The organism is Winkia sp. UMB3158 (assembly GCF_030217145.1).
Lineage (GTDB): Bacteria > Actinomycetota > Actinomycetes > Actinomycetales > Actinomycetaceae > Winkia > Winkia anitrata.
Window position 1 is genome coordinate 151,394 of record NZ_JASONH010000004.1, and the last position, 26,201, is coordinate 177,594.

The window sequence follows — 26,201 nt, forward strand, 5'->3', positions numbered from 1 at the left end:
TATGACAAAGCACAGGCGTAGACGAAAACGAACCGAGCAGACTCTGCCACCAGAGCCCTCTGCTGCGGAAAGGTACCTTGCCTTTAAGAAGCGGCAGGAAAGGAAGTCGACGCTGTTGGGTCGATTCGAGGGCGGGCTCAACTTTGAGCTGGACGATTTCCAGGTATCCGCCTGCGAGGCAGTCGAAGCTGGTAGGCCAGTACTTGTTGCTGCTCCTACCGGGGCGGGCAAGACTATTGTTGGCGAATTCGGCATTGAACGTGCGCTCTCATTAGGCAAGAGGGCCTTCTACACAACCCCAATCAAGGCATTGTCTAACCAGAAATTCGCCGACTTTTGTAGGAAGTGGGGACGAGATCGGGTAGGCCTCCTCACCGGAGACACGGTAGTAAACGGCGATGCTGACGTGGTAGTAATGACCACCGAAGTACTGCGCAATATGCTTTACCAGAGGCATCGCGCGCTGACAGGTCTCGGGGTAGTAGTGCTTGACGAAGTACACTACCTGGCTGATCGCTTCCGCGGTCCTGTCTGGGAAGAGGTAATCCTGCACACGCCTGAAGAGGTGCAGATCATCTCTATTTCTGCCACCGTCTCTAACGCTGAAGAATTTGGGAAGTGGCTAGAAGAGGCAAGAGGCGACTGCGCTGTAGTAGTTTCGGAGCAGCGACCAATTCCGCTGAAGCAACATATGCTGGTCGGCGATCGACTCTACGACTTATACAGGCGTGGCTCGAACCGTCCTAATTCTGCTTTGACAGATGCGGTTGCGCGTTCTTTGGAGCGTAGGCCGAGGGTGTTCCCGGAAGATAATATGTTGACGCTGGCGAAACATGATCTACTTCCAGCGATCTTTTTCATCTTCTCTAGAGCAGGTTGCGATAGGGCCGTCTCGTATTGTTTGCGGGCTAAGATCTCTATAACTACTCCCGACCAGCGTAGACGGCTGGCGCAAATTGTAGAGGACGTCGAGGACCGTATCCCTGCAGAGGATCATGCGGTGGTTGGACTGGACAAGTGGGCCAGAGCATTACTCAGTGGCTATGCTGCGCATCATACTGGCTTGTTGCCAGCTCTGAAGGAGGCGGTCGAACTCGCCTTCTCGGAGGGCCTACTCGGAGCCGTGTTTGCTACCGAAACCCTTGCGCTCGGTATCAACATGCCAGCACGGTCGGTGGTAATAACCCAATTGAGAAAGTGGAATGGCTCGGACCATGTAATGCTTACTCCCGGGCAATACACGCAGTTGACCGGGCGGGCAGGAAGACGCGGAATTGACGTTGTAGGGCATGCGGTAGTTCCCTATCAGATCGGAGCAGAGCCTGCGATTGTTGCCTCTTTGGCTTCTAAACGTACGTATCCGCTAATTTCCGCTTTCCGCCCTACGTACTCGATGGCGGTCGGACTACTTGAACATATGGATCTAGAGGCCGCGAAGGCGACTATGGAAAGATCCTTTGCCCAGTTCCAGTCCGATCTAAAAGCCAGAAAAAATGCGCTCAAGGCACGTAGCTGGAAAGAACAGATGGATGCCGCCGAGGGCGACCTGCACTGCTCTAGGGGTGACTTCAAGGAATATGCTTTGGCTAGGCAGGAACTGTCGAGGGCGCAAAAATCTGCTGCTAAAGCTTTGAACCGGGCTCGCCATGCTAGAACTAGGCAGGTCATTCTTGAGCTTGATCGCGGAGACGTAGCACAGTTGAAGATTGGCAAACGCTTTCGGGCGGCGCTAATTCTAAGTGGTGCTAAACATCATGGCGTACCTACTTTGGTAGCTCTTACTGACGACGCCAAAATCAGGCATATTAGCGCCGACGATGTTCCTTCGGGAATAGCTAGAGTCGGCCACATGAAGATTCCCCCTTCGCTGACAGGTCGTAAGCCACGAGACCGGAAAGAACTAGCCTCGCGCCTTCGCCACGATGGGCGAGCAGGCAAGTTTAAGGCTCGCAGGGAGGCGGAGCCCGAGCTACAGAATTTTGATCGGCTAAAGCGCAAGATCCAGAATCATCCTTGCAACAGTTGTCCAAGGCGCGAGGAGCACTATTCCAAGTCTCGAGCCTGGGTGCGCGCCAAGACTGAATACGAACGTCTGCTGTCCAAGGTGAATGAACAAACGGGCGCACTAACCGATCGTTTCGCAGGAGTATGTGCTGTTCTCAGAGAGTTCGGTTACCTTTCCGAGTCTGAAGTAACCGAGCAGGGCAGAGTTCTGGCAGGAATCTACTCCGAGCACGATTTGCTGCTTGCTCAGTGTCTAAAAAACGACGTATTTGCTGGTCTGAGCGCTGCGAATCTGGCCGGTGCCGTCAGTGCCTGTATATATGAAACCCGGACTGAAGCAGTTACTCCTCTTACCCATCTGCCCGGGCAGCTGCGCGGTGCTCTGGCGAAGATTGAGGCCCAACAGGCCCGGATCGAACGAGCTGAACAAGCGAATTCTTTGCCGCCCTCGGAATGGTCTTCGGCCGGACTAGCCGGAGCCATTGCAGCATGGGCAAACGGAGCATCTCTAACTACTACTCTCGATAGCACTGACAAGATGCCGGCTGGCGACTTCGTCCGATGGGCAAAAATCCTGCTTGATGTTTTAGGCCAGCTCCGTCTCGTAGCCGATCCGGCCATTGCTCGCAAGGCACAGTCAGCAGCCGATCTAATTCGCCGTGGGGTAGTGGCATGGACCGAGTATTAAAGCCAAGACGAGGCTTCTTGACCTACGCCAAAGCACTTGTATTAGCAGTTGGCGGCGGTATTGGGATGTATTTGGCATTCCCTCCTACCGGAGCTTGGTTCCTGATGCCGCTCGCACTGGGGGCGCTGTATTGGTGTACTCGTGAACATGGAGCCACTGTTGCTGGACTATCCGGTTTAGCCTGGTCTTTAGCTTTTTTCTTGCCTCACATTGAGTGGATTTCTAAATCGGTAGGGTGGATAGGCCCTTGGGTCGCCCTTGCCACGATTGAATCAGTTTTCGTTGCGGTATGGGCAATCGGTAACTGCTGGCTTACTCGGTGGTTGAAGGCAGATATATCGAAGACGATAGTTGGAGCAATCACCTGGGCCGGCTTCGAACAACTTAGAGGGCACATGCCCTGGGGCGGATTCCCATGGGGATACGCAGCATTCGGACAAGTAGATTCTCCGCTAGCGAATCTAGCCCCGTACGGCGGGGAAGTAGCGGTGAGTGCTCTGACCTTCGCGATAGGCGCCCTCGCGTTCACAGCCATCTCTACTGGACTGTCCCTTCTTGCCCGTCTCGGCACCGTACTAGTTTGCATTGGCCTGATTATTTTTCCTGCTGCTGTGCCCATGCCCTCGGCTTCGCCAGAGGGAACACTCACAGTCGGCGCTGTGCAGGGCAATATTGCTCGACCAGTCGAAGCTACCTACGCCGAGGAAGGCAAAGTTACAGGCGCTCATCTGGCCCAGACCAAGGCTCTTGCCGAGCCGGTAGACCTAGTGCTGTGGGGCGAGCAGGCGGCAGATCGGGATCCCCGGTTAAATCGGACTACAGGACAGATGGTGGGGGAGGCAGTCCGGAGCGTTGGCGTACCTATCGTTGTTGGGGCTATCCGTTACCAGAATGGCCTGCGCTATAACGACCACTATGTGGCTTATCCCGATGGTTCCTTCAGTGCCCCCTACACCAAGCAGAGACCCGTTCCTTTTGGCGAATATATTCCGTTTCGGAATATACTGCGCAATTGGTTCTCGGATGTGGATCGCATCCAAACTGATATGGCGCCGGGAGCGGGACCAGCGATCCTGGATGTAAAAGGACTAAAGCCGGTGAGACTAGCCGAAGCTATTTGCTTTGAGGTGGCGATCGACCAGATAGTTCGCCAGGGGATAAACGCGGGAGGAACACTTCTGGCTGTCCCTACTAATAACTCCTCATTTGGATTTTCTGCAGAATCTACCCAACAGTTGCAAATGTCCCGGTTTCGGGCTTTGGAATACCATCGTGCTACCGCCCAAGTGTCAACAAACGGTGTGTCCGCGCTGATATTGCCAGACGGTACCGTTGCCCAGCAGTCGCAGCTTTTTACGGCGGATACCTTGATTGCGAAGTTGCCGCTTCACAGCGACATTACTCCTGCCGCAAAGATCGGGGGCAGGGTACAGCTGGCAGCAATGGTTCTGGCAGCTAGCCTTTGGGTTATCAGTGCAGCAGTCGTGTATACGCGAAAAAGTAGGAGAAATCGTGCCTAAGGAAGTAGTTATCGTCCCTACGTACAATGAGGCCGAGAATCTGCCCATTCTGTTGGAGCAGCTTTCGAAGCTGCCTCTTGACGTGCTGGTGGTAGACGATGACTCTCCGGATGGCACAGGAAGAATTGCGAAAGCTTTTGCCAATACGTTCGAGCGCATATTTCTGCTTTCGCGGCATACGAAAGAGGGACTAGCACCCGCTTACCGGGCTGGTTTCGACTGGGCTATTGAACGCGATTACGACTTGATAGCGCAGATGGATGCCGATGGTTCTCACCGTGTACAAGATCTTGAGCGAATTATTGCTCGGGCGCATCAGGCTGATCTGCCCGCACTCGTTATTGGTTCGCGATGGATCCGCGGTGGCAGGGTAGTGGGGTGGCCAAAATGGCGTGAACTGCTATCAAGAGCCGGAAATCTGTATATCAGGGCGATGCTTTCGCTGCCCGTTGCTGATGCCACAGCTGGCCTCAGAGTTTATTCTGCCGAGGCATTCGCGCTGCTCAAACCACAAACTAGCGGGTATGTCTTTCAGACTGAGCTTACTAGAGCCGTACACAAAGCCAATTTGCGCGTTGCTGAGGTGCCGATTGTCTTCCCGCAACGTCGCAGTGGTTACTCGAAGATGTCTTCCAGAATATTTTGGGAATCTCTTGTGCAGGTAACCAGGTGGGCCTTTGCAAAATAATTAATGGAGGGCGGTAAGCCCTCCATTAATTATGTAAGTTTTACTAGCGTCGCCTGTAGTGGACGCCTTCACGTAGTCTTCCTTCGTGCAACATCTTCAATTGCTCGTCTAGCAGAACCTGTAGCTCTTCAAGGCTGCGACGTTCAAGCAGCATGTCCCAGTGGGTACGCTGCGGCTTTGACGGCTTTTCGTCCTTTGGCTTGGATGCGCCCTGAAGAAGCGCCTGCTGGCCAGTCTTAGATTCCCACACAGCCGGCGGTTCGGCCTCAGACGAAAACGGGACAGTAAAAGTTTCACCGGTAAGAGGAACTACGTAGGTCGCCTCAATGCGGTCGGCGAAAACAACCCCATCTTCAGTCTCAAGAGATTTTGAACCAATGGAAGTACCACGGAGTGCGCGATCAGCCATGCATCGTCCTTTCTATCAATCTATGTAATTGTACAGGGCTTACATAAGAGAGGCGAACCAGCTCGCAAGTGCCGCTATAGGTAAATGCCGATAATGTACATTATGTACTTTTAGGGTTAACTGTGCTTCCTTAATATACGGGTAACGCTTAGAACCCGCACCACCCCGTCCACTCGGAACTTGATCTCATAGCCTCCGAACGTAAAACCGTAGATGCGCTCTGGATCGCTATGATAAGCAGGCCGTGGGTCTTCGGCGAGCACTGCAGTCAATTTGTCCACGTAGGCGCTAGGCAGACTTGCAGTTATCTGCGGATCAATAATTACCTCGTACGTAGCTTTCGCCTTTTGTGTAAACCCGAATCGAGCATCTTCGTGCACATCCTCGCGCACATAAGGCTTCACATCAAAGATGGGCGTTCCGTCCAGCAAATCCGCACCGGCCACCACTAGTTCGCCAGCCTTTACGGCTTCAAGCCTTACAGAGGAAAGCCCAAGGCGATTTGGGCGAAATGGCGACCTGGTAGCGAACACGCCTATGCGTTCGTTACCTTCCAATCGCGGAGGGCGAACCATGGGCGCAAATCCGTCGCGCTCAGGCACTTCAGAGAACTGCCAAATAAGCCAAAGATGAGAAAACCCAGCGATCCCTCGCACCGCTTGCTCGGAGGCAAATTCTGGCTCAAATACGATCCGCGCGCGTAGCTGGCCAACCCTGCCCGCTTGTCTAGGAATGCCGAATTTTTGGGGAAATTCCGTTCGTGCATACGCAATTGGACGCAATGAAAAACCTGTCTTTCTATAAGTTGGCGCAATGGCGCTCATAAATTAGCTTGGTCCTTAGATTAGAGGCTATGATTCAGAGGAAAAGGGATTTTCTTAGCGAAGCAGAAATGTCGATATATAAGCAATTATTCTCCATTCCGGGAGCTGCACGTTTTTCCATGGCGGGCGCGTTGGCGCGCTTCCCCATGGCAATGACCAACCTGGCGGTCATCATGATGATTACCGCCATGTACAAAGACTACGCATTTGCCGGGCGACTTTCTGCTGTCGCTGCCGTGAGCTTCGCAATTATGGTCCCCCAGCTATCCAGGCTTGTGGACATTTACGGGCAGGCGAAGATCATGTTCCCGTCCGTTCTAATTTCGGCCGCTTCCTTCGGAGGGCTCGCTTTTACTGCCCACCATGCTGGCCCCAGGCCGTTGCTTTACCTACTTACTATTATGGGTGCCGGTTTTTCCGGCTCCATTGGTGCGCTCGTGCGTGCCCGCTGGGCTTACGTACTGAAGGAACCGGGAAAGCTGCAAAGCGCGTTTGCATTGGAGGCTACTCTAGACGAGGTAATCTTCATCGTTGGCCCGGTCCTAGCGACATTTATGGCTACCGAGATTCACGGAACGGCTGGCATCTATGGCACCGCGATTGTCTCTGTGATCGGTGCTTTTCTGCTCTTCCCGCAGCGGTCTACTGAACCAATTCCATCAGGCCGAAAGCCTGCCCCCACTACTCCATCGAAGCCACTGCTGAAGAACCGCACTCTGCTGATGCTGATGATTGTCTACATTGCCATGGGGGCAATTTTCGGGGCGCTGGATGTCTCGTGCGTTTCCTTTGCAAACGAGAATGGATGGCCGTCCGGTTCGGGGGTAATTCTTGCCGCTATGTCGGTTGGCTCGCTCATTGCAGGCTTGGTTTACGGCGCCCGCAGCTGGAAGCCATCTATTCTGAGGCTTTACCTATTTGGGGTCATCTTCCTAGGGGTGGGCTGTTCGGTCCTCCCCTTTGTGCCCGGGCTCTTCTGGTTTATGGTGACTGTTTTTATAACCGGTTCTGCCTTCTCACCTACCGCTACCAACGTCATGACCATGGTCTCGCAGGCAGTGCCTGGATCAAGACTGACGGAGTCAATGGCCTGGATGGTTACCGCTTCGAACGTCGGTGCTTCCATCGGTTCAGCTATCGGTGGCCAGGCAATCCAATCTGCTGGGGCCCACGGTGGTCTAATGACCGTGGCGTCTGCAGGGTGGATCATGGTCGTGCTGGCACTAATAACCGCACCATACCTGCGGAAGACCCGGAATAACGCGCTGCGAGTACTGTAGTAGTCCACTCTATACGGACGTAGGAATAAAATCACAGCAAAAATATTTGGGAAACTTATAAGCTGTTAGCCAAACTTGGGGTAAGAACGTTAGGAGCCCCAATGGCAACCGTAAAACACCCCGTCAATCAAGTTCCTGCGCCAGGCAAACTGGTAATGCTCGGCTTACAGCACGTATTAGCGTTCTATGCCGGCGCCGTAATTGTTCCCCTTCTAATTGCCCAGTCACTAAAACTGGACACTGCCACAACTATTCACCTGATTAACGCGGACCTGCTTACCTGCGGGTTGGCTACCATTATTCAGTCTGTTGGCATAGGTAAATGGGTTGGTGTCCGCCTTCCTATAATTCAGGGCGTCACTACCACTGCCGTGGCGCCAATCATCGCAGTCGGCTTGGGCGTGACCTCAGGTAAAGGCGGAGTTGCTTCACTACCAGCAATCTATGGAGCCATTATCGTCTCGGGCCTGTTCACCTTCTTCGCTGCTCCCCTATTTGCGAAGCTGCTGAAGTACTTCCCGCCGGTAGTAACTGGTTCAGTACTTTTGGTGATGGGTACTTCCCTACTTGCAGTATCGGCGAACGACTTCACGAACTATGCCGAAGGCACGCCGAAGATCCGCGATCTGGCATATGCCTTCGGGACGCTCGCAGTTATTGTCTTGGTACAGCGATTCCTCCATGGGTTCCTAGGCACCATCGCCGTGCTTATTGGGCTTGTCGGCGGCACCGCAGTAGCTCTCATACTCGGAGATGCAAATCTGGATAAGGTCGCTGGTGCCAATCTGTTCGGAATCACTACCCCCTTCTACTTCGGAATACCGCAATTCAATCTGTCGGCGATCATTTCTTTGATCATCGTCATGATCATTACCATGGTCGAGACTACCGGTGACGTGTTTGCCACAGGCGAGATCGTCAACAAGCGAATCCGGAAGATTCACATCACCCGCGCCCTGCGAGCTGATGGACTGTCTACGCTGCTCGGCGGCGTTATGAACTCTTTCCCCTATACCTGTTTCGCGCAGAACGTTGGGCTGGTTCGTATTACTCGAGTCAAGTCGCGATGGGTTGCTGCGGCAGCTGCGGGTTTCATGATTCTGCTTGGGCTTATTCCCAAGGCGGGTGCAGTTGTAGCTTCGATCCCCTCGCCCGTCCTGGGAGGAGCCTCGCTCGCGCTGTTTGCCAACGTCGCCTATGTCGGTCTGCAAACAATTGCGAAGACTGATCTTTCGGATAACCGCAATGCAGTCATAGTCACCACTGCCCTTGGGCTGGCTATGCTTGTCTCATTCAAGCCAGATATTGCGAATGCTTTCCCCGCATGGGCGCAGATCTTCCTCTCTTCCGGTATGACTATCGGCGCTATTGCAGCGATTGTACTCAACCTGCTGTTCTTCCACGTAGGCAAGCAGAAGAGCACTACTGTGGCCGAGGACGCGCAAGGACGAGGGGTTTCTATTGAAGAAATCAACCAGATGAGCAAGGACGACTTTGTTGCGACTTTGCGATCCCTGTTCAACAACAAGACTTGGCCGCTCGAGGAAGCCTGGCAGTCTCGCCCTTTCAAGAATGCCGTTGAACTGCGTGCGGCCATTCAAACTGCCGTACTCACGAGTGCAGAAGAACTGCGGGAAGATCTGATTCACGACTACCCGGACATGGCTCAGCTGATCTTGGCTTCTCCGGAAGAGGCTGCAATTATTGCTCGTGACCGTGGCTCACTCGGCCTCGAACGGTTGGATGATACTAAGAAGGCAAAGCTCGAATCTGTCAGTCAGGAATACCAACAGCGTTTCCACATGCCTTTCGTTGCCTGCCTTGGAACTGCGGATACGGTAGATTCAATTATTTCCGAGGGCGTCCGCCGGTTGGAGAACTCCCCCGAACAGGAGCACCGGGTGGCCCTAAGCCAGATTGTCGAAGTGGCCAATGATCGTTTCGACATACTGATGGCAAACGCCAATCCTATTCGCTCCGCTTGGGATCGAAAGTTCACCCAGGTAGAAGAGGACTAAAAGCAATATAAATGGATCCCGCAGGAATTAGCCTGCGGGATCCATTTATATTCAGTTTATGATTAGCCGGCGTGCTTTTGTGCTCTGCGTAGCGCCAGCTCGTCTACTACGTCAGCCCCCTGCGCTGCATCGGAAGGAAGCTCAGACAAAGTACCTTCGACCTCGCGCCAAACACGTCCCACTGCGATGCCGAATACTCCCTGTCCACCCTGGACAAGATCGATAACCTCATTAGCAGAAGTGCAAACGTACACAGATGCGCCGTCCGACATGAGCGTTATCTGGGCTAGGTCTTCGACTCCCCATTCCTTTAGTGCAGCGATTGCCTGGCGGATCTGCTGTAAAGAGACACCGGTGTCGAGCAGCCGCTTTACTACTTTCAACACCAAAATGTCTCGGAAAGAGTACAGTCGCTGTGAGCCAGATCCCTTGGCTCCCCGAACGGAAGGCTCGACTAGTTGAGTCCGTGCCCAGTAATCTAATTGGCGATAGGTAATTCCAGCTGCCTTGCAGGCCGTGGGACCACGGTAACCGGCATTGGGGTCAAGTTCTGGAAGGCCGTCGTTGAAGAGCAGCGGTTGCCGGCGTTCGGGGAATGCGACCATGGCCTGTAAGCTCCTTTTGCGAAGTTCGGGGATAACAAGCTCTAGATTAGTTGGCCAAAACCGGGTGGTCAACGAAACGCGCGCAAAGTCTGAACCTTAACTTGAAAGTTACCTTTAAGGCAGATTGGTCTTATAGGGCCCCGGAGCTATTAGCGCTACGTTTTACCAGTTCAGACATCAAATCGCTCATGTGAGTAGCTAATTCGCTGGCCTGCTCGGTGCGTTCGGCACCACTGGAGGTAACGACATGCTCTATCAGTTCCACGGCTCGCTCCACTGCTACGCGGACAGAACGCAAATTACGCGTGGAGATACCTGCTTCGTTAAGTACTTTCACGGCCTTGACAGTTTGCAAGGCGGACTTGTCAAAGCGACCAGATAGTTCTAAAGAGATAAGTCCAGCAGAGACCATCGCCTCTAGTGATTCAGGAGTAGCGCCGGTTAGTGAAGCGAGTTCGGCAACGGTAAGCGTGCCATCGGCCCTTGTAGGTGCGATGACTTCGCCCCCATCGGCAACTACCCTCGCCACCGGGGCAGGAGCAATGTCATAGCCCTGATCAAGCTTCTCCAGTTGCGTGACAATTACGCGGATTGGCTTGTACCGATCGCGCTGTTCAGTAAGGCAGTAACGGATACGAGCAATGTCTGCCTCGGAATATTTCCGATACCCAGAGCCGGAGCGGGTGGGGGAAACAATTCCCTGGTCCTCCAAAAAACGCACCTTGGATACGGACAGCGAGGGGAATTCTTTCTTGAGCCTAGCAACAACCTGGCCTATAGAGAAGCAGACCTTCCTGTCTACTCCCCTAGGCCAAGGTTCTATTTGATTAGGCTTTGTTAGCGGGGCAGCACTCACTTAGTAACACCAGACGGATGGAAGGTCATGCGGTATTTTCCAATCTGCACTTCGTCACCGGCGCTTAGCACCGCACTGTCGGTGCGTTCCCGATTGACATAGGTGCCATTCAGAGAACCGGCATCGCGAACGGTCCATGCTCCATCCTGGTGGGTGAAGATGGCATGTTTACGCGAGACGGTGACGTCATCTAGGAAAATATCGGATTTAGTGGATCTACCTGCAGTAGTGTCATTGTGGTCCAATAGGAAGCGAGCCCCAGAGTTGGGTCCTTTATGTACTACTAGCAATGCAGAACCTTCAGGAAGCGCATCAACTGCGGCCTGCGCGGCAGCCGATAGAGGGACTCGTTCAATAGCCTCTTCGGCAGGTTTAGAGCCGAAAATGGCAGTTGACTGAGGATCCTCGTCGCCAAATGGTAAATCCATCATGTCCTGCTTTCTAAGTACCAATATCTATTTACCGACTATGTTACTAAATGATAACGGCGCTAGGGCCGCTAACAAAACTACTCACTCCACTTGTTCTGAATGCGAACACGCCTGGTGGTCTCGTCCAGGTCTTCCGCAACAAGACGTGCGAGCGTGGCGGGCAGTTGCCTGTCCCACTGTTTCCACGCTTTCAATACCTCCGGCTCTTCACTTCCATCGGTATCGATGCGGTGCGGGGTGAGCGTATGGGCGACGCGCGTGGCAATCTGGATTACGCGAGAATCCCAGAGTTTTGCGGCTAGCTCCAGGTCAGCGACTGCCTGCTGCGGGTCTGTGTGCGGCACCGCGGCAATCTCGATGCCTTCCATCAGCGCATCGATCGTTGCATTCGCCGCCGATTCGTCCTCGACGATACGCTTCTTCGCGCCCTCAGGATCTAATACTGCCTGGACAGTAAGGAAACGCTGCCGGCTTCTGCCTGTATCTGCGGCAGCAAGCCGTTGCTTCGCTGTTTCAAGATCCGCCTGGCCAACCTTCGCTGCCAGCGCAAGAAGCCGCCACTGGTCGTCCTCGGTCAGGCCATACCCGGTGCCAACCTCGGCGACGATATCCTTCACGTGCCCAATTGCTGCTAACTCAGCAGCACATTTCGCCCAAGCAGTGCGTGCTTCAGGTACCTGGGTCACCCCCGCAATCTGCAACGCATTACGAGCAGCTTTGAGTGCCAGTTGACCTCGCTGTGCCGGAGCAGTGTATTCGCCAATTGCTGTTTCTACCTGTGACAACAAAGTATCGCGCACAGTGCCGGTCTCTAGTGGCGCCGCGCTTAGCACAGCAGCGGTAAATGCAGCTGGCGATAGTTGGCCATCGCGTACTTCCTGCCAGGCCGAAGCCCACAGAGCAGCGCGAGCGGACATGTCGTCGATCTCGCGCAATGCGTCGGTAAGAGCCTCTCGAACTGCCGGGCTAAGACCACACCGGGCGTAAGTGCGGTCGCCCTCGTTTAGCACTGTCCATGGCGCCTGGGCCTTCAGCCTCACCTCGGCGCCATCGAGTTCCACCTGCTCGCGGGCCAATCTTGTGCCGTCGGTATCGAAAAAGCCCACATCGAACACCTGAGGGCGATCATCTTTGCTTACGCGGGTCACTTTGCCATCTGCAATTTCCAAGAATGTCGGCCCAGTAGTAGTAAGCCACGACCTGACCCAATGATCCAGCTTGCGCCCACTGGCTTCTTCCAATGCCGCAGTTAGATCCGACATTTCCGTTGCTGAGAACGCGTGTTCGGCGAAGTATTTCCGTGCCCCCTCGACAAAGGCCTCCTCGCCAACGTAGGCAACCAGCTGGGCAAGGGCGGCAGCGCCCTTCGCATAGGAAATCCCGTCAAAATTCTGCTTTGCGGCATCGACGTCAGGAATCTCCGCCTGGATTGGGTGCGTAGTGGGCAACTGGTCAGCCTGCAAGGCCCAAGTTTTGCGAGCTACCGCAAAAGATGCCCATGCATCGGTAAATTCAGTAGCGCCGACAAGCGCGCAATAGCCCTCGTGATCGGCAAACGATTCCTTCAGCCACAGGCCATCCCACCACCGCGGTGTAACCAGATCCCCAAACCACATATGGGCCATCTCGTGCATAAGAGTGTTTGCCAGCTTCTCCCGCTCGGTGGCGCTAGCCCCACCGAGCCGCAAATACTTCTCGTTGAAAGTAACGCATCCAGGATTCTCCATAGCTCCCAGGTTGTATTCGGGAACAAACACCTGGTCATACTTACCCCACGGGTAGTCAAACTGATACCGATCGTGGTAGAAATCCAGGCCGGCCTTAGTCCACTGTGCCATGTCCTGAACGGGCAGTGCATCAGCCAACTCACCTCGGCAGAACACGCGGAGTGGAACCTCGATATCCTGTGCCCCGCCCTTCCAAGTGCCGAGCTCTACGCACGTGTATCGGCCTGCAATGACGGCGGTTAGATAGGAGGACAGTGGCGGAGTTTCTCTGTACTCGTGGCGAGTGCCGCCCTCGCATTCGGTAGCGCTAACCTCCGCTCCTCCGGTAAGGATGATCCAGTCCGAGGGGCCGTCGATAACGAAAGTCCACCTAGGCTTCATATCGGGTTGATCCACACATGGGTAAACAGCGCGGGCATCAGCCGGTTCATACTGCGTGTATAGGTAGGTAGCACCGGTAGCATCCTGGTATCTGTGCAGTCCTTGGCCGGTATGGGAATAGGTCATCTGCGCACGCACCTGAACCTCATGCGCTCCGCTAGATAAGTCCTCAATCCATAATTGATGTTCATCTTGACGCCACTTAGGCTCAGCGCCGTCTACCGTAACGGCAAGTACCTTGCCTTCCTGGACATCTAGAGCGAGCCAATCTTCCTTCAGATCAACTTGCAAAAGCGTAGAGACAGGGAAATGTCCATCAGTTTCCTTCGCCCTAGTTAGATCTAGGTGCACCCGCTGGTGGCTAACCTGACAAGTGGCGCTGCGTTTACCTGCTAGTTCGCGGGTAAGTTTGGACATTATCGCTCCTTCTTTCGCTTCTGCCCTGCGGATTTCTGTTCGGCTTTTATCTGCTTGCCTATAGATACATTAGCCTTTCCTGTGGGTTTGGCTGGCTTTGATTTTTCAGCTTGGGCTCGATTTCGGGCAAGAATCTCGGCGCCTGGAACGTGATCTGTGATGTATGCCAGCAAAGGCATTGCCAACACGGATATCGTGCCCGCTATTACCAAGGTCGAGGCGGTGGTTTGGCTCATTGCATCAGCTTGCGCGGCTACGTGCGTCACAGCCACTATAATAGGCAGCGACGTAGTCGAGTACAGCCCTACCGTTACCTTTTGTCGAATAGACAGTTCCTTCTCTAATTCAGAGGGCATCACGAAGGTTGATCCGAATACCGGCAGTCCGCGTACAGCCAGAAGGCAGATGAGGAAGGCTGCGGCGCCAAGAGGTGAGTCGAGCAAGGCGGCGGGATCAACCTCCATACCGGAGATAATGAAAAAGGTTGGGATGAAGAAGCCGTAGGCCAGGCCATCCAACTTCTGCTCGAGTTCGGCACGCCCGTTTGGGAGTGCTTGTCGCAAGACGAAGCCAGCCGCAAATGCGCCCAAGACAATGTCTAAGCCAAGAGTGGCAGCGAGCGCTACGAACCCAACCAGCAGCACCAGCATAATTCGCACGGTAGCCTGCGCCGTAGTTTCAGCACCCCACTTGATGCCCTCTATGATTCGCCCTCCGAATTTCTGAAAAGGCTTAGGGATCACTGCGAGCACCACGGACAGTCCTGCGAAGAGCAACAGCAGCACCAAAGAGACCCAGGTGGCGCGATAGCCAAGTAGCAGCGCCATGGCCACCACCGGGCCTAGCTCCCCCACAGCACCGTGAGCTAGCACCAACTTCCCTACCGGCCTAGCGGTTGCTCCGCGTTCCTTCAAAACGGGCAAGAGCGTGCCAATAGCTGTTGAAGTCATCGCGATGGCAATGGCTGCGCCCTCCACCGATAGCGGCGGTACCTTGTGTCGCACAACCACCACCACAAACGCCAGCAGGAGCGAGACGAGCCACACCAGCGAGGCCTTCGCGCCGCGGCCACCTTTCAGGTCTGCCGGATTGATCTCGAAGCCGGCAAGAAGGAATAGAAATGCTACCCCAAGCTCGCGGAGCAGCCCTAGCTCTGGGCCTACTTCAACTAGGTTGAGGACGAAGGGGCCAATAAGCATGCCCCCAACAAGTAAGAAGACGACCTCCGGGACAACGCCGCGGAAGAGAAGTTTAGAAATTATTGGGGCTAATAGGGCAACACTGACGACGAGGAAAAGTTGGGTTAGTACATTCATGTTTTACTCCTAGCCCTGGGAGTTCCTAAGCATACATGAGTGGAAAGATTAGGCCCACCGGCGTGGGCCCCATCCTCTGAGGTGTAAAGGAGGCTACATTGTGGTATGTGAACGAACGGCCCCCAGAGGAGTTTGTTGAGGCCCTCCTTAGCCTCAGGCAAGCTGGCAAAGAATCGAAGTGGCAGATTCAAGAGGTACCTGCCCCTTCCAGGCTGTCGCCTTATGCCGCCGCACTAGCACTGAGCGCCGAAACTGCACACGCGCGTTTCGTTGTGCTCTACGATCCGCAGGGCCAGCCGGGCTGGGACTCACACTTCCGGATCGTCATAATGGCTCGAAGCGAAATCGAATACGAATTCGCCTCCGACCCACTGCTCGCAGATGTCGTATGGGCCTGGCTAGGCGAGGCTCTAGATGCCGCCGGTGCTGGCAGGCACGCCATTACGGGCACTGTCACCCGGACAGAATCGCAGTCTTTTGGGGCGACGGAGTTACTAGGCGGACGCCTACACGTGGAGCTGCGGGCCTCCTGGAGCCCCAACACCGAAATTTTGGGACCGCACTTGCAGGCGTTAGATTACCTAATGATGTCCCTGACCGGTACCCAGTTGCACGAGGTCGTATGAACGAAGAAGCTGCCAAAAAACTAGTCGAACGCCACGCCGCCAAGCTGGATATTGATGGCAAAGGCGGCCTCCGCGCTGCAGGCGAGGGCGTAGATAAGGTGCAGCTGGTAAAAGCCCCTGCAGAGGGCATTCCCGAGGTCGTATCCGAGTACTGGCAGATCGAAGAAGTAGGGCGTGCTTTGGAAGCAGGACACGGCCCGGTAGCTTTCGACGCGGAGCGGGCTTCGGGATTCACCTACTCTCAACGCGCCTATTTGGTGCAGCTTCGCCGTGAGGGCGCCGGATCTTTTCTGGTGGATCCAGTTCGCTGCGGAGATCTGTCCCCCATCGATACAGCCTGCCAAAAATCCGAGTGGATCCTTCATGCAGCTGACCAGGACCTGCCGTGTCTTGCGCAGGTGGGGATGTTGCCGGATAAACTGTTCGACACCGAAGTGGCTGCCCAACTGCTGGGAATGGAACATATTGGGCTGGCAGCGGTATGCGAGTATGCCCTCGGCAAATCTCTGCTCAAGGATCACCAGGCTGACGACTGGTCGAAGCGGCCTCTTCCCAACGATTGGCTCCGATACGCCGCTCTAGACGTGGAACTACTCATTCCACTGCGCAATAAACTATCGCGTGCCCTCCAAATCGCAGGCAAGGCCCAGTGGGCTAAGCAAGAAATGGAAGCAATCAGGTTAGCGCCGCCTAAAGAAGCTCCCGCAGAACCATGGCGAAAGGTGCCCGGCGCGGGCAAGGTGCGCACCCCCAGGGGTCTAGAGGTACTCAAAAGACTGTGGGCTGAACGCGACGAAATAGCGCGTGAACTCAATATTGCGCCCACGAAGATTTTGCGCAATCAGGCTATGGTGGCCGCGAGCCAGGCGGAGGCAACCTCTAGACGGCAGCTGCTCGCCATTGGAGCATTCCGGGAACGAAAAGCCCGCACTCGCATTGCCAATTGGGCGCGTGCCGCGCGTGCCGCGGGACGTACCAAGGAATCCGACCTGCCGGAGCGCAAGAAACCAAATAAGCGCTCTCTACCCGGCCGCCGGCAGTGGGCAAAACTTCGTCCAGGATCGGCAGAAAGGCTCGAGATCATCCGGTTCTGCGTCCATTCGTTGGCGGACGAACTATCTATTTGGCAGGAAAAGTTGGTCGCTCCCGCTGCGCAAAAGCAATTAGCATGGCAGTATGCGCCAGGTGCTGAAGTAGAGCAGATCCTGCAAAGCGCAGGTGCCCGCCCGTGGCAAATAGCCACTGTGACGGATCTGCTAGCCGAGGCGCTAACTGAGCTTTAGTCCACGCATTGTGCGCTGGACCGTTTCAGCTATCTGAGCTGGTTCCAATCCCAACTCATTGATCACCTGGTCACGCGAGGCGTGTTCCAGATACTGCTTTGCAATACCAAAGTTCTTTGTTGGGGTGAAGCAGTCGTTTTGCTGCATCCATGAATTCAGCACAGCGGCGAACCCGCTCTGGGCTAATCCGTCCTCGATAGTCACCACCAGATCAGCAGCGCTTACCGCTTCCCCTACTCTGGAATCGAGCGGCATGGCCCACAGCGGATCAACCACCCGCACGTGCGCTCCCTCGGAAAGCAACCGAGCTACCTCAATGCCAGTCTGTGCAAATGCGCCTAGTGCCAGTATCAGGATTTCTACATCCCCACTGCCTGCTTCAGCGATGATTTCTGGAGCCCCGATGTGCGCAGCCCACTTGGTATCGGGCTCGCCATTCAAAACGCCTATAGCTTCAATATCCGATCCAATCGAACCCTTCGGGTAGCGGACCAGAGTTGGCCCTTCCTGCCAAGAAGTAGCTTCCCGCAGCGACTGGCGCACCCTGGTTTCATCCCTGGGGGCCGCCAGTTTCATGCCGGGAACAATGGCGGCGATCGACATGTCCCACATGCCGTTGTGTGAAGGACCATCCGATCCGGTAATGCCGGCGCGGTCCAACACGACTGTTACCGGTTCGTCATGGAGTCCGATATCCATAAGGAGCTGGTCGAATGCTCGATTTAGGAAAGTCGAGTAGAGGGCGACTACCGGGTGTTTGCCCCCGTAGGCCAACCCAGCTGACATGGTGAGCGCGTTCTGTTCGGCAATGCCCACGTCAATTACGCGATCCGGGAACTGCTTGTACATTGGCAGCAGCCCAACCGGTTGCATCATGGCGGCAACTACCCCAACGATGCGTTCGTCTTCGCGCGCTATTTTCACAATCTCATCGGCAAAGACTGCCGTCCATCCGAAGCGTGCGGGGGCTATCGGCAATCCCGTCTCGGGATGAATCTTTCCTACCGCGTGGAACCTATCGGCAATATCCTGCTCTGCAGGAGTGTAGCCACGGCCTTTCTCGGTAATCGTGTGCACGATGACCGGCGCGCCGTATTCTTTCGCTCTTGCAAAGGCGAACTCCAGCGCCGAGATATCGTGTCCGTTCACCGGTCCGGTGTATTTGATTCCTAGGTTCTCGAACATCATGTCGGGAACCAACACGTCTTTTACTCCAGCTTTCAATCCATGGAGGGCGTCGTAGGCAAGCTCACCAGGCATACCCTTGGACTTTAGATGGCGTTTGCCCCAGCTGAGCGCCTTTTCATAATGCGGGTTAGTGCGGATAGCATCCAGGTGGTGCGCAAGCCCACCAATCGTAGGAGCGTAAGAACGGCCGTTGTCATTGACAACCACTATTAGCTTGTCTCCTGCTTCTTCAGCAATCGTGTCAAGAGCTTCCCACGCCATGCCACCTGTTAGCGCGCCGTCACCGATGACTGCAACAACCCAATCGTCCTTGCGGTCCATCTTGCGCGCCCTCGATATCCCTTCCGCCCAAGACAGGGCGGTAGAGGCATGCGAATTCTCGACAACGTCGTGCGCCGATTCGGCCCTGGAAGGGTACCCAGACAGGCCACCCTTTTGGCGCAGGTTAGTAAAGTCTTGTCTGCCGGTAAGCAACTTGTGTACGTAAGCTTGGTGCCCGGTATCGAACACGATTAGATCGCGTGGGGATGTGAACTGCCGGTGGAGGGCGATAGTCAGCTCAACTACCCCCAGGTTTGGTCCTAGGTGGCCCCCGGTCTTTGACACAGACTGCACTAAGAAATGCCTAATCTCGCTGGCCAGTTCTTTGGCCTGCGCAGAGTTCAGCTTCTTCAAGTCTGCGGGGGACTGAATGTACTTTAGATGTTCGCTCACGTTTCCTCCGACTACCTAGACAATCCAGTCTAAACGCCGGTGCCTAGTGCGTAAAATGTAGCTCCATGCAATGGTAGATTTTTCTGTCAGGATTTTGGCAATATCAAGCCCGCAGCACAAAAATGTTAGCCATGGCTCTAAACTAGATACCATGAGCGAAAAAACCTTGAAAGTATCCCCTTACGGGACCTGGACGTCGGAGTTAACCACTGAAGTTTTAAACAGGCGCTCGTTCCGCCTTTCTCAGGTGCGCGTATCCGGAGACGACACCTACTGGGTAGAAACCCGTTCTGCTCAGGAGGGCCGTAATGTACTTCTGCGGCGGCGGATGGATGGGCGAACTGAAGAGGTTCTCCCGATGACTCCCGATTCCGAACTAGTGGATGTGCGTACCAAGGTTCATGACTACGGCGGGAAGGCATACACCGTCATCGATAATCTGATCGTGGTTTCTCACGGCGGTGATGGCTGCCTTTACAAATTCGACCTGGATAATCCTTCGGCGGGGCTCAGGCGCCTAACCCCGAAGGTGGCATACCGCTTTGCAGACATGACTGTGGACCCGGTTCGTGGGGTTGTCTTCGCTGTGCTCGAGGACCATACGGGCGCCCAGTCCGTGGCCAACAAGCTGGTTTCTGTGCCTCTGGACGGAAGCGCTGCTAGGGAATCTTCCAACATTAAGGTGCTGTGGAACGAGGACGATTTCGTCGCCTCCCCGGCGCTGTCGAATGCCGGAGAATTCCTTGCCTTCATTACTTGGAACCGTCCACAGATGAACTGGAATCAAGCTGCGCTCCACGTTGCGCCTCTTACTTTCGAGGGCGACTTTGCTGATCACATGGTGCTGTTGGATGATCCGGAAGTATCGGTGACGCAGCCTAGGTGGTCTTTGGATGACAACTTGATCCACGTCGACGATTCCTCCGGCTGGGCAAATTTGTATCGCACAGAGGGGTTCGTGGGTGCAAACACCGCTCAGGGAATTGCTAGCGGAGACTGGAAGAAGAACCTTCGGACGCGGGCGCTCCACCCCTCGCAGAAGGCCTTCTCGGCTCCTGAATGGCGTCTCGGCTTGCACTCCTATGACAACTTGGACCATGACCACTTGGTAGCTGGTTGGAGCGAAGATGGCCACTTCGCACTAGGTGCGATTCGGCTAGACAACGGGCAGCTGGAGACTTGGGAGACCGGGTGGGCTCCAGCCGGCAACGTGTGTTGCGATGACGGGCGCGTAGTGCTGCTGGCAGATTCAGAGCAAGAACCAGCTTCTATAGTGCAAATTCTGGACGCAAAGGCAACGGTTATTCGTCGCGCTATCGAATCTCCGCTTCCTAAGGAAGATATTTCTTCCCCGCAGTTCCTTACATGGAAGAACACGGATGGCTCAGTGTGCCATGGGTTCTTCTTTGTCCCCACCTCTGCCAGTTTCAAAGGCCCTAAGCGGGACAAACCCCCGCTGATTGTTACTGTTCATGACGGTCCCACTAGTGCTAATCGCGCCGGCCTAAACCTTGAGCGCCAGTACTGGACGAATCGCGGTTTCGCAGTGCTAGACGTGAATTTCCGTGGTTCTACAGGCTACGGCCGTGCCTACCGCGACTGTCTTCTTGGTAATTGGGGGATCTACGACGTCGACGATGTTATTAGTGGGGTTCGCATGCTTATAGAACAAGGCAAGGTAGATAAAGACAAGATTGCTATTAGAGGTTCTAGTACTGGTGCCACTACCGCGCTACTAGCGGCTGCGAAATCAGATTTGTTCACCGCAGTTTGCTCGCGCCACGGTATTTGTGACTTGGAAAATGTCCGCGACCATGCCCACAAGTTTGCTTCCGAATATCTTGGTGCCCTGCTTGGGGCTACAGAAGATGACGATCCAAAATGGAAGGATCGTTCCCCCATCACCTGGGCAGACCAGATCAGCGCCAGTACACTCTTCATCCACGGCACTGACGATCCCATCGTCCCTGTCGACCAAGTACGCCAAATGGCGCAGGCCCTGCAGGCAAATGGCACCACTGTAGAATCCGCTGAGTTTACTGGCGAAGGACACCGCTTGGCTAAAGCTTCCTCGATCGGCGGTTCTCTGCAAAGGGAACTTGACTTCTATCGCCAGGTCTGGGGACTCAAGAAGGCATGAGCCCCACCCCTAGCGAATCGAACAGAAGTTGGTTTACTAAACTTATCCGCGACCACCGCTTCGCCCTCGCCATTATGGCAGGCGTCGTCGGGCTGACCTGTGGGCTTGCTTCCGTGGTATTCCATTGGTGCATAGCCGGGTGGACCTATCTGATGACGGGCTATACCGACTACACCGAACATCCGGGAGCTTCCCACGGCTATCTTGGGGTGGGCACATGGTTTTTGCTGATTGTCCCCGTTCTTTCGGCGCTCCTGTACGGTCCCCTCATCCAGAAGTGGGCTCCCACAGCCAGAGGCCACGGAATCCCGGAGATAATGCTGGCAGTTCGCCGCAAAGGTGGTCGCATTCCCGGTCGCATCGCCATCGTAAAGATCATTGCCAGTGCCATGACGCTGGGCGGTGGCGGCTCAGTAGGCCGAGAAGGTCCAATTGCCCAGGTGGGAGCCGCTATCGGTTCCAAGCTTGCTACCCTGACGGGACTGCCTAGTCAGCGCATTATCTTGCTGGCAGGAGTGGGCGCCGGCGCCGGAATCGCTGCCACCTTTAACGCGCCCCTGGCAGGAGCAATGTTTGCTCTAGAAGTGATCCTAGTAAAGTTTTCTGCCGAGACCTTCGGCATGGCCGTGGTGGCATCTGTCTCCGCTTCAATAGTTTCACACTATTTCATCGGCAATACTCCCGTGGTCGCGCTTCCTCAAAATTTGTCTTGGGACAGTGACATTGCACTGGCCCCCGCAGCAGCGGTGGGGATTCTTGCAGGCCTGGCAGGGCTAGCATTTTCAAAGATTCTGTACGCACTTGAGGACGCGGTGAACTGGGTTTATCGCGGTCCCGAATGGGCTCGTCCGGCAATTGGATCCGTGCTGCTAGGACTGGCCCTACTGGTCTTCCCTTACATGTACGGTTCTGGTTACCCCATCCAAGTGAATGCGCTGACAGGCAAATATACTATTGGGATGCTTGCCGCCCTGCTCGTTGCACGCATACTCTTCACCTCTTACACCATTGCAATCGGCGGTTCTGGCGGAGTCTTTGCTCCTTCCCTGTTTGTCGGTGCAATAACCGGAGCCATCGTTGGCGAGCTGATCTCTCCGGACGATCCACTATTCATCGGGACCCTGGGCGTAATTGGAATGGCCGCAGCATTCGCAGGGGCGGCTCGAGCACCGATCACAGCGGTTCTAATTATTGTCGAGATGACCGGGCAGTACGACCTGATCCTGCCCGTGATGCTAGCCGTGGTGATTGCTGTGGGAATTTCGCGATTCCTAACCCGCGAAACGATCTACACAGCCAAGCTATTTAGGCGCGGCGACACTCTTGACGAGCCGGTCGACCACACCCTTGTCGGTAGGCACGCTGCCAAGGAGCTGATGGAACCGGTGCCCCTCACACTCGATTCCGCAGAATCAGTGAAGTCTGCCCTAACCCAGCTTCACCGCACCGGGGAATCAACGGCCCTGGTAACCGACAAGGAAGGCAATTTTGTCGGTTTGGCGACCCCACTAGCCCTCAGTGCTGCGCAGGGAGCCGATGAGGATGCGGTAATCGGCGAAGCCCAACTCGATACTTCTCACGTTCTGTCAGCAGATCTGCCCTCGGAAGTGCTGTCCGTGATGCTAAATTCCCGCATGAGCGCGGTACCCGTGATCGAGGACGGGAAAGCTATCGGGTGGATTTCCCAGCGTGCGCTAGTCAGCAGGATGTATCGCGAGCAAAGGCGAGCAATCGCAGCGGGCAAACAAAGCTCGTGGGGTTCCAGGTGGCTCGAAAAGCACCCCGGCGCTCGAAAATACTTCCGATAGGCATCCGCTCCCAAGCTGGGGTGAGCACTGTCCAACTTGGACAGTGCTACTTTTCGAAGACGCTCACCTGCTCGACATGGTGAGTGTACGGGAACAGGTCAAATGCCTGCGCTCTCGTCCAGGAATAGCCTTCTGCAAGGTAGTAGCTTGCATCTCGGGCCATTGCTGCGACGTCGCATGCAACATGCACAATCTTCTTCGCTCCCGCGGTTGCCATGGCATGGATCAGCTCGCGTCCCGCTCCCGCACGGGGCGGATCCAGCACGAAGGTATCTGCCTGCGAATTAGCCAAGGTCTTCGCATTTATGCGCGCTTGCACAACCTGCGCCTGCAAGCCCAACGCACGTAGATTCTTCTGGGCAGAAGTTACTGCGCTTCGTCCTCCTTCAAAGGTTTGCAGCGACTGCGCCCTATTGGCAAGGCCAACCGTAAATAGCCCGGAGCCGGAAAATAGCTCAATCACCCTCCCGGGATCTTCTCCTACTGCCTCCATAACCTCACTGAAAAGCAGGTGAGGCGCATTGACATGGGCCTGCCAAAAATCGGTGGCCATTGCCCGAAGAATTACTTCATCTTCCCCGCCGGGGTGCACAGGTCCACTCAGGGGATATTTCACCACCGGGGTTGCAGGCTCACCGTCCGGTCCCCAAACGTTCTTATTCGCAACAATCTTCGGAGCATCTGCGCTGGAGGCAACGACGCGTATACGATCACCGGGCACGAATTCCCACTGGTCTGTGCCGAACAGCCCAAGTGCGTTGATCTGCTCGTTTGCAAGGGGCATGGAATCAATTGGGACTAGTTCATGGCTGCCAGCCCTATACATACTGGCTTGCCCTTGTTCATTGACCTCAAACTCCACCCTTATGCGCTGGTGAAGTCCCTTAGAGGCACCCGGCTCTATCTGCATGTCTAGCTGCTTCAGAGCCGCTGCAGCATCACTGCCGCCTATTCTCCGAGTCTGATCGGCAATCACGGCTTTCTTCCATGCCATTCCCCCTTCGAGGGAGACATGCCCTAGCTCGACTCCGCCGATCCCCTCTTTCTCTGCCAGAGGCCAAATGTGGCTGATTCGCTCCGGAGAAGCAGACAGTACCTCCACTGTCTTTGCCCACGCTAGGTTCTTTTTAGACTTTAGAATCCGAGCTCTTACGCGCTCCCCGGGAATAGCACCGGAAACTAGAATGACTTTTCCATCTAGTCTCCCGATGCACTCGCCGCCATGGGCCGGGCTTTCAATCTTAAGTTCTACAATGTCGCCCATTAGGCTTCTTTCCTACTTTGTTCTGGGGGATTAATGGTGGAGTTGGCGCCCGGCTTAGCAACGTGGTCATAGGCACCAGTCAGCTGCCAAGGGACTGTCGCCATCACTACACCTGGGACAAATTGTAGGCGCACGCGCAGCCTTGTCGCCGAATGGTTATGAAGCGCAGACTCCCACCAGTGTGCTACTAGGTATTCCGGGATATAGACCACCACGAGGTCCCGCGGGGAAGACTTGCGAAGGTTTCGCACGTATTGGACCACGGGTCCGGTTATATCTCGGAAAGGAGAGGCAAGCACGGTTAGTGGCACCGGCACTGCTGAGGCCTTCCACTGTTCCTTCAATCCCCTTGTGCTATCCGGATCAATGTCGACGGTAAGCAATTCTAAGGTAGAGGGCGATGTCGCCCTCGCATAGGAGATGGCGCGCATTGCAGGTTGATGCAGGTTCGATACCAGGACCACTGCGTGTACGCGTGAGGGCAAGGCCAATGCCCCCTGGTAGTCGGGAACTTCAAGCTCCTCATTTGCCGTCCGGTAATGCTTCCGTATGCCCATCATGATGGCAAACACCAAAGCCATAAGAAGCAATGCCATCCATGCCCCGTGGATGAACTTAGTGGCCATGACAATGATTAGCACCGCACCAGAAATCAAGAAGCCAATAACGTTCACGACCCGGGAGCGCTTCATGGCAGTCCTGGCATCGGCATCTGTAGATACCGACAGCTCACGGCTCCAGTGCACGACCATGCCCAACTGGGAAGTAGTAAAGGCGATGAACACCCCAACGATGTACAGCTGGATCAGGCGAGTCACTTGGGCATCGAAGGAAAGAACCAAGACAATTGCCCCGGTTGCTAGGACCAAGATGCCGTTTGAATAGGACAGGCGATCGCCACGATTGTAGAGCTGCCGAGGTAGGAAGGAATCCCGCGCCAGTACCTGCGCCAGCTGCGGAAAACCATTGAAAGCGGTATTCGCAGCCAGAACCAGGATCAGACCAGTGACGATAGTAACCAGGTAGAACATCGGCTTGGCATTGGCAAAAATGGTAGCTGCTAGCTGCCCAATGACCGGATCCACGCTGATCCCTGTGCCCACAGGCTTGCCGTTAACGAGTAGATCGGTAGCTGGGTTTTCAACTGACCGTACACCGGTCTTACCTGCTAGCAGCAGAATTGACATGAGCATAGCCGCCGAAATGGTCCCAAGTAGCGCTAGCGTAGTGGCAGCATTTTTCGACTTTGGCTTCTTGAAGGCTGGAACACCATTGGCAATCGCTTCCACCCCCGTCAAGGCTGCACAACCTGACGAGAAAGCGCGGAGCATCAAAATGGCTCCCCCGATGCCAACTAGACCAGCGGAGTATTGAGCCTTGGGCGCAATCTCATACATCGCGGTAGGTGCATGTCCGATGGATCCTGTAGCCCACTGGAATATACCTGTACAGATCATCGCGCCGATCGCTACCAGGTACAGATAAGTAGGAATAGCAAATGCCTTGCCCGACTCGCGCATACCGCGCAAATTAAGCAACGCTAACACTGCGATAATAAGCGAACCAATGAGCGCCTCACTGCCGGCTAACACAGGAAAAGTGGCGGATAGGTACTGTGCACCGGACGAGATTGAGACCGCGACCGTCAATACGTAATCCACCAGTAGTGCAGACGCTACTACTAGCCCGGCAGTTCCGCCCAGATTCTTTGTAGCCACTTCGTAGTCGCCACCGCCGGATGGGTAGGCTTTCACGGTCTGGCGGTAACTAGCTACTACCACCACCAACAGAACGACCACCGCAAGTCCTACCGCTGGTGAAAGCGCAGTCACGCCGAGCCCGGCAAAGGAAAGTGTCAGTAAGATTTCATCCGGCGCATAGGCAACCGAGGAGAGCGCATCCGAGGCAAAAACTGGCAGCGCGATCCTCTTTGGCAACAGAGTATTGCCCAGTGCGTCCGAACGCATGGGCCTGCCTAAGAGGACTCTTTTTATCCCGTCTAAGTATTGGGTCA

At 55.1% G+C, this 26,201-nt stretch carries 19 protein-coding genes; 9 read left to right on the forward strand and 10 right to left on the reverse strand.

All coding sequences use genetic code 11. From position 1 onward, the window contains the following. Window position 1: 1 nt before the first annotated feature. From QP400_RS05695 to QP400_RS05705, 3 genes are read left to right on the forward strand one after another with little or no spacing between them, the layout of a single operon-like run. Window positions 2-2,692, forward strand: a complete 2,691-nt coding sequence (locus tag QP400_RS05695; protein ID WP_004805254.1) for a DEAD/DEAH box helicase — start codon at window positions 2-4, stop codon at window positions 2,690-2,692. After that, complete coding sequence (lnt, locus tag QP400_RS05700) at window positions 2,677-4,212, forward strand: apolipoprotein N-acyltransferase (protein ID WP_081499145.1); 1,536 nt, start codon at window positions 2,677-2,679, stop codon at window positions 4,210-4,212. Before QP400_RS05695 ends, lnt begins: the two co-directional genes overlap by 16 nt. Next, window positions 4,205-4,900 (forward strand): polyprenol monophosphomannose synthase, encoded by a 696-nt coding sequence (locus tag QP400_RS05705; RefSeq protein ID WP_004805257.1) that lies wholly within the window; start codon window positions 4,205-4,207, stop codon window positions 4,898-4,900. The genes lnt and QP400_RS05705 overlap by 8 nt, the downstream gene beginning before the upstream one ends. A 43-nt stretch (window positions 4,901-4,943) precedes the next feature. Here QP400_RS05705 and QP400_RS05710 read toward each other — a convergent pair whose 3' ends face one another. Further along, a complete protein-coding gene (locus tag QP400_RS05710; RefSeq protein ID WP_004805258.1) occupies window positions 4,944-5,309 on the reverse strand; it encodes an RNA polymerase-binding protein RbpA in 366 nt (121 codons plus the stop codon). A 116-nt stretch (window positions 5,310-5,425) separates the two neighbouring features. Continuing rightward, the gene (tsaA, locus tag QP400_RS05715) at window positions 5,426-6,133 is read right to left on the reverse strand and encodes a tRNA (N6-threonylcarbamoyladenosine(37)-N6)-methyltransferase TrmO (RefSeq protein WP_285462569.1); all 708 of its coding nucleotides are present in this window, start codon (window positions 6,131-6,133) and stop codon (window positions 5,426-5,428) included. 68 nt (window positions 6,134-6,201) lie between these two features. Between tsaA and QP400_RS05720 the strand changes: the two genes are divergently transcribed. Both QP400_RS05720 and QP400_RS05725 read left to right on the forward strand, forming a co-directional pair. Continuing rightward, window positions 6,202-7,413, forward strand: a complete 1,212-nt coding sequence (locus tag QP400_RS05720; protein WP_285462571.1) for an MFS transporter — start codon at window positions 6,202-6,204, stop codon at window positions 7,411-7,413. 101 nt (window positions 7,414-7,514) lie between these two features. Further along, window positions 7,515-9,431, forward strand: a complete 1,917-nt coding sequence (locus QP400_RS05725) for a solute carrier family 23 protein (protein ID WP_004805265.1) — start codon at window positions 7,515-7,517, stop codon at window positions 9,429-9,431. 62 nt (window positions 9,432-9,493) lie between these two features. Here QP400_RS05725 and QP400_RS05730 read toward each other — a convergent pair whose 3' ends face one another. The 5 genes from QP400_RS05730 to QP400_RS05750 all read right to left on the reverse strand — a co-directional run bounded on the left by QP400_RS05730 (window position 9,494) and on the right by QP400_RS05750 (window position 15,164). Beyond that, on the reverse strand, window positions 9,494-10,036 hold the full coding sequence (locus QP400_RS05730; protein WP_004805268.1) for a MerR family transcriptional regulator: 543 nt from the start codon (window positions 10,034-10,036) through the stop codon (window positions 9,494-9,496). A gap of 130 nt (window positions 10,037-10,166) precedes the next feature. Beyond that, entirely contained in the window at window positions 10,167-10,892 is a 726-nt protein-coding gene (gene ftsR / locus QP400_RS05735) for a transcriptional regulator FtsR (RefSeq protein ID WP_004805269.1), read from the reverse strand. Beyond that, window positions 10,889-11,320: an FHA domain-containing protein gene (locus QP400_RS05740; protein WP_004805271.1), complete on the reverse strand. Its 432-nt coding sequence runs from the start codon at window positions 11,318-11,320 to the stop codon at window positions 10,889-10,891. The genes ftsR and QP400_RS05740 overlap by 4 nt, the downstream gene beginning before the upstream one ends. Window positions 11,321-11,400: 80 nt before the next feature. Beyond that, a complete protein-coding gene (gene pepN / locus QP400_RS05745; protein WP_285462573.1) occupies window positions 11,401-13,848 on the reverse strand; it encodes an aminopeptidase N in 2,448 nt (815 codons plus the stop codon). Continuing rightward, window positions 13,848-15,164: a cation:proton antiporter gene (locus QP400_RS05750; RefSeq protein ID WP_004805277.1), complete on the reverse strand. Its 1,317-nt coding sequence runs from the start codon at window positions 15,162-15,164 to the stop codon at window positions 13,848-13,850. The genes pepN and QP400_RS05750 overlap by 1 nt, the downstream gene beginning before the upstream one ends. A gap of 107 nt (window positions 15,165-15,271) precedes the next feature. Between QP400_RS05750 and QP400_RS05755 the strand changes: the two genes are divergently transcribed. Both QP400_RS05755 and QP400_RS05760 read left to right on the forward strand, forming a co-directional pair. Beyond that, window positions 15,272-15,790 (forward strand): DUF3000 family protein, encoded by a 519-nt coding sequence (locus tag QP400_RS05755; protein ID WP_231288170.1) that lies wholly within the window; start codon window positions 15,272-15,274, stop codon window positions 15,788-15,790. Further along, window positions 15,787-17,073: an HRDC domain-containing protein gene (locus tag QP400_RS05760; RefSeq protein ID WP_004805282.1), complete on the forward strand. Its 1,287-nt coding sequence runs from the start codon at window positions 15,787-15,789 to the stop codon at window positions 17,071-17,073. The genes QP400_RS05755 and QP400_RS05760 overlap by 4 nt, the downstream gene beginning before the upstream one ends. Here QP400_RS05760 and dxs read toward each other — a convergent pair. Continuing rightward, complete coding sequence (gene dxs, locus QP400_RS05765) at window positions 17,059-18,975, reverse strand: 1-deoxy-D-xylulose-5-phosphate synthase (protein WP_004805286.1); 1,917 nt, start codon at window positions 18,973-18,975, stop codon at window positions 17,059-17,061. The genes QP400_RS05760 and dxs overlap by 15 nt on opposite strands. A 151-nt stretch (window positions 18,976-19,126) precedes the next feature. Between dxs and QP400_RS05770 the strand changes: the two genes are divergently transcribed. Together QP400_RS05770 and QP400_RS05775 are read left to right on the forward strand one after the other, a co-directional pair. Beyond that, complete coding sequence (locus tag QP400_RS05770; protein ID WP_040314807.1) at window positions 19,127-21,115, forward strand: alpha/beta hydrolase family protein; 1,989 nt, start codon at window positions 19,127-19,129, stop codon at window positions 21,113-21,115. Then, window positions 21,112-22,923, forward strand: a complete 1,812-nt coding sequence (locus QP400_RS05775) for a chloride channel protein (protein WP_004805291.1) — start codon at window positions 21,112-21,114, stop codon at window positions 22,921-22,923. The genes QP400_RS05770 and QP400_RS05775 overlap by 4 nt, the downstream gene beginning before the upstream one ends. Window positions 22,924-22,969: 46 nt before the next feature. Here QP400_RS05775 and QP400_RS05780 read toward each other — a convergent pair whose 3' ends face one another. Then, window positions 22,970-24,187 carry a class I SAM-dependent RNA methyltransferase gene (locus tag QP400_RS05780; protein ID WP_004805293.1) on the reverse strand — a complete coding sequence of 406 codons (1,218 nt, stop codon included), beginning with the start codon at window positions 24,185-24,187 and terminating at the stop codon, window positions 22,970-22,972. Then, entirely contained in the window at window positions 24,187-26,154 is a 1,968-nt protein-coding gene (locus tag QP400_RS05785) for an APC family permease (RefSeq protein ID WP_004805297.1), read from the reverse strand. Before QP400_RS05785 ends, QP400_RS05780 begins: the two co-directional genes overlap by 1 nt. Window positions 26,155-26,201: the final 47 nt, after the last annotated feature.

Excerpts from the sequence above, each read along its gene's own strand:
- QP400_RS05695 (WP_004805254.1), top strand. The coding sequence starts at position 2 with ATGACAAAGCACAGGCGTAGACGAAAACGAACCGAGCAGACTCTGCCA.
- lnt (WP_081499145.1), top strand. The coding sequence starts at position 2,677 with ATGGACCGAGTATTAAAGCCAAGACGAGGCTTCTTGACCTACGCCAAA.
- QP400_RS05710 (WP_004805258.1), bottom strand. The coding sequence starts at position 5,309 with ATGGCTGATCGCGCACTCCGTGGTACTTCCATTGGTTCAAAATCTCTT.
- tsaA (WP_285462569.1), bottom strand. The coding sequence starts at position 6,133 with ATGAGCGCCATTGCGCCAACTTATAGAAAGACAGGTTTTTCATTGCGT.
- QP400_RS05720 (WP_285462571.1), top strand. The coding sequence starts at position 6,202 with ATGTCGATATATAAGCAATTATTCTCCATTCCGGGAGCTGCACGTTTT.
- QP400_RS05725 (WP_004805265.1), top strand. The coding sequence starts at position 7,515 with ATGGCAACCGTAAAACACCCCGTCAATCAAGTTCCTGCGCCAGGCAAA.
- QP400_RS05730 (WP_004805268.1), bottom strand. The coding sequence starts at position 10,036 with ATGGTCGCATTCCCCGAACGCCGGCAACCGCTGCTCTTCAACGACGGC.
- QP400_RS05740 (WP_004805271.1), bottom strand. The coding sequence starts at position 11,320 with ATGGATTTACCATTTGGCGACGAGGATCCTCAGTCAACTGCCATTTTC.
- pepN (WP_285462573.1), bottom strand. The coding sequence starts at position 13,848 with ATGTCCAAACTTACCCGCGAACTAGCAGGTAAACGCAGCGCCACTTGT.
- QP400_RS05750 (WP_004805277.1), bottom strand. The coding sequence starts at position 15,164 with ATGAATGTACTAACCCAACTTTTCCTCGTCGTCAGTGTTGCCCTATTA.
- QP400_RS05760 (WP_004805282.1), top strand. The coding sequence starts at position 15,787 with ATGAACGAAGAAGCTGCCAAAAAACTAGTCGAACGCCACGCCGCCAAG.
- QP400_RS05770 (WP_040314807.1), top strand. The coding sequence starts at position 19,127 with ATGAGCGAAAAAACCTTGAAAGTATCCCCTTACGGGACCTGGACGTCG.
- QP400_RS05775 (WP_004805291.1), top strand. The coding sequence starts at position 21,112 with ATGAGCCCCACCCCTAGCGAATCGAACAGAAGTTGGTTTACTAAACTT.
- QP400_RS05780 (WP_004805293.1), bottom strand. The coding sequence starts at position 24,187 with ATGGGCGACATTGTAGAACTTAAGATTGAAAGCCCGGCCCATGGCGGC.
- QP400_RS05785 (WP_004805297.1), bottom strand. The coding sequence starts at position 26,154 with ATGCGTTCGGACGCACTGGGCAATACTCTGTTGCCAAAGAGGATCGCG.